The sequence below is a fragment of the Streptomyces palmae genome, assembly GCF_004684805.1.
Classification (GTDB): domain Bacteria; phylum Actinomycetota; class Actinomycetes; order Streptomycetales; family Streptomycetaceae; genus Streptomyces; species Streptomyces palmae.
On sequence record NZ_SRID01000355.1, the window covers coordinates 1 to 7,174 of the forward strand.

Below are 7,174 nucleotides of genomic sequence, written 5' to 3' on the forward strand. Positions count from 1 at the left end.
GCCCCGCACCACCCGCGCCAGCCCGCGGACCACCGCCACCGGCATCCCGTCGGCCTTCCCCTTCACCAGGTCGCCCGCGGCGGCGAGTTCGTCGGCGGTGGCCACGATGGTCACCTGGAGCGGGTTGCCGTGGCTGTCGGTGCCGCCGCGCAGATCGTCCAGCACCCGCACCCCGGCGGCGCCGATCGCCACATCGGTCACCCCGGTGCGCCAGGGCCGTCCGAAGGTGTCCGTGACGATCACGCCCACCGTCACGCCCAGCGTGCGCCGGAGCGCGTCCCGAATGCGCCGGGCCGACAGGTCGGGGTCCTCGGGCAGCAGCAGCACCGTGCCGGCCGGGGTGTTGGAGGCGTCGACACCGGCCGCGGCCATCACGAAGCCGTGCCGCGACTCGACGATGCGCATCGGGCCGCGGCGGGCCACCACCCGGACCGTCTCCGCGTCTATGGCGGCCTCGCGGTCGTCGGCCCGCAGGACGCGTCCCTCGGCCTTGCTGACGATCTTCGAGGTGACCAGCAGCACATCGCCGTCGGTCAGCCCGGGCAGGCCCTCGGCGGTCGCCGCGTCGGCGATCAGCTTGCCGAGGTCGTCCCCGGCGCAGACCTCGGGGAGGCCGGGCAGCGCCCACACCCGGTAGCCGGGCACCTCGGGCAGCCCACCGGCCGAGGTCGGCGCCGGGGCGGAAGCGGTTTCCGGGGTGCTCACGCGCGTACCTCCTCGGCCAGGGCCAGCGCCTCGGACGCCATCCGGGCGGTGGCCGCCACATCGGTCATCATCAGCGGCACCGCCCGGCAGCGGATCCCGGCGGCCTCGACCTGCTCCACCGCGCCCGCGTCCACCGTGTCCACCAGCCAGCCGTCCAGCAGCCCGGAGCCGTAGTGCCGGGCGACCGCGGCGGCGGTGGACTCCACACCCACCGCGGCGAGCACCTTGTCGGCCATGCCGCGGACCGGGGCGTCGCCGACGATGGGGGACAGGCCGATGACCGGCACCCCGGCCTCGGCGACGGCCTCCCGTACGCCCGGCACCGCCAGGATGGTGCCGATGCTGACCACCGGGTTGGAGGGCGGGAAGAGGATGACGTCCGCCTCGGCGATGGCCTCCAGCACGCCCGGGGCGGGCTTGGCCTGCTCGGCGCCGACCGGGATGATCGCGTGGGCGGGCACCGAGGCGTGCAGCCGCACCCAGTACTCCTGGAAGTGCACCGCCTTGCGGGCCGGTCCGTCGGCCCCGGCCTCGGGATCGTCGATCAGTACATGGGTCTCGACCCGGTCGTCGGACATCGGCAGCAGCCGCACCCCCGGCTGCCACCGCGCGCACAGCGCCTCGGTGACGGCGCTCAGCGGATAGCCGGCACCGATCATCTGGGTACGGACGATATGGGTGGCGAAGTCGCGGTCGCCGAGGCCGAACCAGTCCGGCCCGACGCCGTACGCCGCCAACTCCTCCTTGACGGCGAAGGACTCGTCGGCGCGGCCCCAGCCCTGTTCCTCGTGGATGCCGCCGCCGAGCGTGTACATCACGGTGTCGAGATCGGGGCAGACCTTCAGCCCGAAGAGGTGGATGTCGTCGCCGGTGTTCCCGATGACGGTGATGTCGGCGTCCGGCGCCGCCGACTTGAGACCGCGGAGAAAACGGGCGCCGCCGATACCACCCGCCAGAACCACAATGCGCATGGAGGTGATTCTGTCAGCCGGACGCCGTCGTCCGAGGGCGGTGGGAGAACAGCAGGCCGATTCTCTCAGCTTCTCTCAGCCCAGGCCGTCGGGCAGGGCTGGTGGGCGGAGACGGGCAGGCGGACGGCGCTGCGCTGGGCGGGGTGCATCGGCATGTCGGTCAGGCCGGGGAAGTAGATGTGCAGGCTGACGGCCGGTTCCAGGGCGTCGTTGGTGATCTCGTGCACATAGCCGGGGGCGAACACCCGCTGCGTGCCGGCCGTCAGGGTGCGCCGGCCGCGCGCGGCACCCGGTCCGGCCCGCTCGGTCAGTTCGCCCGCCAGCACGGTGAGCAGCCCGAAGGACGCGCCGTGGTCGTGCGCCCCGGTGCCCTGCCCGGGGACCCAGCTCAGCAGCCAGACCTGGTAGCCGTGGAAGGACTGGTCCGGGCGCGCGGAGTCGGGGGTTCCGGGGACCTCGCGGAGCCGGTGATACCAGCGGCTGGTGGCGTCGTACCGGACGAGCGGGGCCCAGCTGTCCGGGTCGGCCGCGATGTCGCGGGCCAGCCCGGCGAAGTCCGCGACGGTGGTGGGGTGCGCGGGCGCGGGCGGCAGGAGATGGGGGAGGGCGAGCGGGTCGCCGGCGATTTCGACGTCGCTGTTCATGTGCGGAGATTCCTCGGCTGGCGAAGCGGGGAAGGGCGCGGTGGCGCGCGAAGGCGGGCGCCCGGCGGGGTGCGGAAGGGGGGAGCGCTCACCCGAGGGGAGCGCTCGGCAGGCTGGAGCTCGATGGCATCAACAGCTGGAACAGCGACAGCGGGTCCGCACAGCGCAGCGGGACCCGTGGGCACGGGTCGGCTGGAGCATGTGGGTCACTGGCATGAAAGCAAGAAGAACGGGTACGGCTGCCCGCTGTCAACCTCACGCCCGTTTTGTGGCACATGTTTCACCTCATCCGGTTACTCCGACCGGAGAAAGGTTTGTTCAGTGAGGGGTGTGGAGAAGTGGCGCACAACCGCCCGTCGACCGCAACGGGAAGGGCGTCCCTGACGTCATGCCCTGTGAGGCGCCTCCCGTGCGACAGCCGGGGGGCAGTGTGTCGGGTTTTAGGTATATTTGAACACTTTCTGCGTCCCCTTGGTTCCGCAGAGTGAATAAGGGGCTCAGTAGCAGATCTCGGCTTGACTGGCCTGGATCGGCACACTTGTAATTTCACTCGTGTCGTTCGCCGGGGATCTTCCCCAGTCACCCTGGAGGGGTGCCCCGTGAGCGCGACGCGGGGACGCGAAAATCAGACGAGGGGCGCACATGACCGAGTTGTTCCAGCAACTGCTGGTCGAAGAGGCGGATGAAGAGCTCGGTTGGCAGGAGCGCGCACTGTGCGCCCAGACCGATCCCGAGTCGTTCTTCCCGGAAAAGGGCGGATCCACGCGTGAGGCGAAAAAAGTCTGCCTCGCCTGCGAAGTACGCTCCGAATGCCTTGAGTACGCCCTCGCCAACGACGAACGCTTCGGCATCTGGGGCGGCCTGTCGGAACGTGAGCGCCGCCGACTGAAGAAGGCGGCCGTCTGATCCGGCCCGCCGGACCACCTGGCACATCTCCCCAGCACCACACATACCGTACGGTCCGCCTCCCCGCTCAGCCCGCGGGGAGGCGGACCGCCGTTTGCGCAGCCGTTAGTGTGGGGTCCCCCTGCCTGGCCTGGCCGGGGGCCCAGCGGCGTGCCGGCGTCCCACGGGGCGCGCACGTCCACCGCAGTCCAGCACCGCAGTCTCCCGGGGGCTCCGGCCCACAGCGGCTTCGCCGCGGGCCCCCGCACCCCCGGTCGGAGGACCCGTACCGCGATGTCCGTGCACAGCCAACCGGCGGCCACCTTCTCGGCGGCCGCATCCGTCCCTGACCAGACACCCGAGTTCCCACGCCATGTGGTGACCGCCGTGCTCGTCGCCCACGACGGCGCCCGCTGGCTGCCCGACGCACTCGCCGGCCTGGTCGGCCAGGAACGGCCGGTGCAGCACATCGTCGCCGCCGACACCGGCAGCGCCGACGACTCCGCCCGACTGCTCGCCGACGCCCTCGGCCCGGACCGGGTCCTCCACCTGGCCCGCCGCTCCGGCTTCGGCACCGCCGTCGAGGAGGCGGTCCGCACCGCCCCGGTCCTCGGCCCCGAACAACTCCCCTACCTCAAGCGCCCCACCAGCTGGGACCCCGCCACCCGCACCTGGCGCGACGACCTCCGCGACCAGCCCGAACTCCCGCACGGCGAGCCCGTCCAGTGGCTGTGGCTGCTGCACGACGACTGCGCGCCCGACCCGGACGCCCTGACCGAGCTGCTCAGGGTGGCCGAGGCCAGCCCCCGCACCGCCATCATCGGCCCCAAACTGCGCGGCTGGTACGACCGCCGCCAGCTCCTCGAAGTAGGCGTCAGCATCGCCCGCAGCGGACGCCGTTGGACCGGCCTCGACCGCCGCGAACAGGACCAGGGCCAACACGACCAGGTCCGGCCGGTGCTCGCGGTCTCCACCGCCGGCATGCTCATCCGCCGCGACGTCTGGGAGCAACTCGGCGGTTTCGACCCGCGGCTGCCGCTGATGCGCGACGACGTCGACCTCTGCTGGCGCGCCCAGGCCGCCGGGCACCAGGTACTGGTCGCCCCCGACGCGGTACTGCGGCACGCGGAGGCATCCGCCCGCGAACGCCGCCCCATCGACTGCGCGGGCCGCTCCCACCCGTCCACTGACGCCCCCTCAAAGCGCGGCTTCACGGGCCTCGGCGTCTCCCCGCACAAGGTCGACAAGGCCGGCGCCGTCTACGCCCTGCTGACCAACACCCGCGGCGCGCTGCTGCCCTACGTCATGCTCCGGCTGGTGCTCAGCACCCTGGTACGCACCCTCGCCTACCTCATCGGCAAGGCCCCCCGGCAGGCACTGGACGAGTTCACCGGCCTGTTCAGCACCCTGCTGCGCCCCGAGAAGATCCTCGCCGGCCGCCGCCGGCGCGCCAACCCGCAGGTCGAGGCCGCCGAACTCCGCCCGCTGTTCCCGCCGCCCGGCGCCACCGTGCGCGCCACCGTGGAACAGCTCGCCAGCAACCTCGGCGGCCGGTCCGAGCCCGAACTCTCCGCCGGCGGACGGCACGGCGCCGTGGAATCCGGCCCCGGCGGCGACGACGCCGACTTCCTGGAGGTCGAGCAGTTCGCCCGGCTCAAGCGGATCGCCCGCAAGCCCGGACCGGTGCTCTTCGCCGTGCTGCTGCTGGTCTCCTTCGTCGCCTGCCGCGGCCTGTTCGGCGGCGGCTCGCTGGCCGGCGGCGCCCTGCTGCCCGCCCCCACCGGCCTCGGCGACCTGTGGTCCCGCTACACCAGCGGCTGGCACCCGGTGGGCACCGGCGGCACCCAGGCCGCCCCGCCCTACCTGGCCGTACTCGCCGGACTGAGCACCCTGCTGCTCGGCAGCACCGGCCTCACCCTCACCGTGCTGCTGGTCTGCTCGGTGCCGCTGGCCGGCATCACCGCCTACTTCGCCTCCCGCCCGCTGGTCGAGTCCCGGCTGCTGCGCGCCTGGGGCAGCGTCGCCTACGCCTTCCTGCCCGCCGCCACCGGCGCGCTGGCCGCCGGCCGACTGGGCACCGCCGCACTGGCCGTACTGCTGCCGCTGATGGCCCGCGCCGCCGTCGCGGCCAGCGGCTTCACCCGCCCCCGACCCAGCTGGCAGGCGGTCTGGGCATACGCCCTGCTGCTCACCTTCACCACCGCCTTCACCCCCGTGGTGTGGCCGCTGGCCCTGGTCCTCGGCCTCGGCGTGCTGGCGCTGCGCTTCTGGCAGACCCGCACCGCCCAGCTCACCGCCTACGGGCTGCGGCTCCTGGCCGTCCTCGGCACCCCGCTGCTGATCCTCGCCCCCTGGTCGCTGACGCTCTTCGCCCACCCCGGGCGCTTCCTGGACGAGGCCGGCCTCGGCGACGGCTCCGGCGCCGCCTCCGCACTCGACCTGCTCGCGATGAGCCCCGGCGGCCCCAAGGGCGGCGGCTCCCTGCTGCTGCTCGGCTTCGTACTGGCCGCACTGGGCGCCCTGCTGCGCACCGAACGGCAGCCCGCGGTCCGCACCGCCTGGGCGGTGGCCCTCACCGGCCTGCTCTTCGCGGTCTTCGGCAACCGCTCCGGCTGGGCCGGCCCGGCCACCCTGGTCTACGGGCTGGCGCTGCTCAGCGCCGCGGTGATCGGCGCGGAAGGGGCCAAGGAGCGGGTGGCCGCGCACGGCTTCGGCTGGCGGCAGCCCGCCGCCCTGCTGGTCGTCACCGCCTCGATCGCCGCCCCGCTGCTCGCCGCGCTCGGCTGGATGGTCGGCGGCGCGCCGGGCCCGATGGAGCGCCGCGACCCGGTGCAGGTCCCGGCCTTCGTCGCCGAGGAGGCCACCACCCGCGACCAGGCCCGCACCCTGGTCCTCGACGGCGACGAGGCCCATGTCGACTACGTCCTGGTACGCGGCTCCGGCGCCCGCCTCGGCGACGCCGAACTCGCCGCCCTGGCGGGCAGCGACCCGCGCCTGGACCGGATGGTCGCCCATCTGGTCGCCGGCTCCGGCGCCGACCAGACCCGCCAGCTCAGCGGCTACGCGGTGCGCTACGTCCTGGTCCGCAAGGGCGTCCCGCGCACGCTGGTGAAGGTGCTCGACGCCACCCCCGGGCTCACCAGGCTCAGCCAGGAGGACGGCACCACCCTGCTCCGCGTCGACCAGCGCGTCTCCCGGGTGGCCATCGTGCCCCCGGCCGGCGCGGACCGGGACGCCGACGCCACCGACGCCACCCCGGTGCCAGTGGGCTCCGGCCCCGTCGAGGCGCACGGCGACATCCCCTCCGGCCCGGCCGGCCGGGTGCTGCGGATCGCCGACAAGGCCGCCCCGGGCTGGCACGCCACCCTGGACGGGAAGGAGTTGAAGGCCACCACGGTCGACGGCTGGGCCCAGGGCTTCGAACTCCCCGCCGAGGGCGGACGGCTGGACCTCACCTACGAGACCCCGTTCACCCGCACCGCCTGGGTCTGGACCCAGGGCCTGCTCGCCGTCGTCCTGCTGGTGCTCGCCCTGCCCGGGCGGCGCCGCGACATCGACGACGACCTGCCCGAGGCGGCGGCCGCGGCCATCCCGGCCGAGGCCCTGGAAGGCGACGGCCGCCGAGCCCGCCGCCTGCGCGCCGCCCAGGCCGCCGAGGGCGCGGCGGCCGCACCCGGCGCGGGCCCGACGCCCGGGACCGGCCCGGCCGGGCCCGCGCGGACCGGAGCTGCCGAGGGCCCCCACGAGGCCGCGGCCCCCGTCGACTGGACCCGCCTGAGCCAGCACACCGGCACCACCGCCCCCGCCTCCGACGGTTCCTCCGCGGACGGTCAGGGGTACGGCGGGTCCACCGGCGGTCCGGGCCACGGCTCCTCCGCGGGGGAGCCGGGCTACGACGACTGGCCCCGCCAGGACGCCGGCCTCCCGCACCAGACCCCCGGTGCCGTCGGCGCGGGCGCCCCCGTGCCC

Annotated in this window: 5 protein-coding genes; 2 read left to right on the top strand and 3 right to left on the bottom strand. The window is 74.3% G+C overall.

Annotated elements, in window-relative coordinates:
• The 3 genes from E4099_RS26435 to E4099_RS26445 all read right to left on the bottom strand — a co-directional run.
• Window positions 1–654 (bottom strand): coenzyme F420-0:L-glutamate ligase (locus E4099_RS26435; RefSeq protein ID WP_135341641.1); only part of this gene is annotated, 654 nt, incomplete at its 3' end.
• Between the two features lie 47 nt (window positions 655–701).
• On the bottom strand, window positions 702–1,676 hold the full coding sequence (cofD, locus tag E4099_RS26440) for a 2-phospho-L-lactate transferase (protein ID WP_135341638.1): 975 nt from the start codon (window positions 1,674–1,676) through the stop codon (window positions 702–704).
• Between the two features lie 65 nt (window positions 1,677–1,741).
• Window positions 1,742–2,320, bottom strand: coding sequence for a cysteine dioxygenase (locus tag E4099_RS26445; protein ID WP_135341639.1), 579 nt, complete (start codon window positions 2,318–2,320; stop codon window positions 1,742–1,744).
• Between the two features lie 642 nt (window positions 2,321–2,962).
• On the opposite strand from E4099_RS26445, the gene E4099_RS26450 reads away from it, so the two are divergent.
• Together E4099_RS26450 and E4099_RS26455 are read left to right on the top strand one after the other, a co-directional pair.
• Window positions 2,963–3,226 carry a WhiB family transcriptional regulator gene (locus E4099_RS26450; RefSeq protein WP_004952403.1) on the top strand — a complete coding sequence of 88 codons (264 nt, stop codon included), beginning with the start codon at window positions 2,963–2,965 and terminating at the stop codon, window positions 3,224–3,226.
• Between the two features lie 273 nt (window positions 3,227–3,499).
• Window positions 3,500–7,174 (top strand): glycosyltransferase family 2 protein (locus tag E4099_RS26455; protein ID WP_135341640.1); only part of this gene is annotated, 3,675 nt, incomplete at its 3' end.

Bases quoted from the DNA above. Each gene is read 5' to 3' on its own strand.
- cofD (WP_135341638.1), bottom strand. From the start codon at position 1,676: ATGCGCATTGTGGTTCTGGCGGGTGGTATCGGCGGCGCCCGTTTTCTC.
- E4099_RS26450 (WP_004952403.1), top strand. From the start codon at position 2,963: ATGACCGAGTTGTTCCAGCAACTGCTGGTCGAAGAGGCGGATGAAGAG.
- E4099_RS26445 (WP_135341639.1), bottom strand. From the start codon at position 2,320: ATGAACAGCGACGTCGAAATCGCCGGCGACCCGCTCGCCCTCCCCCAT.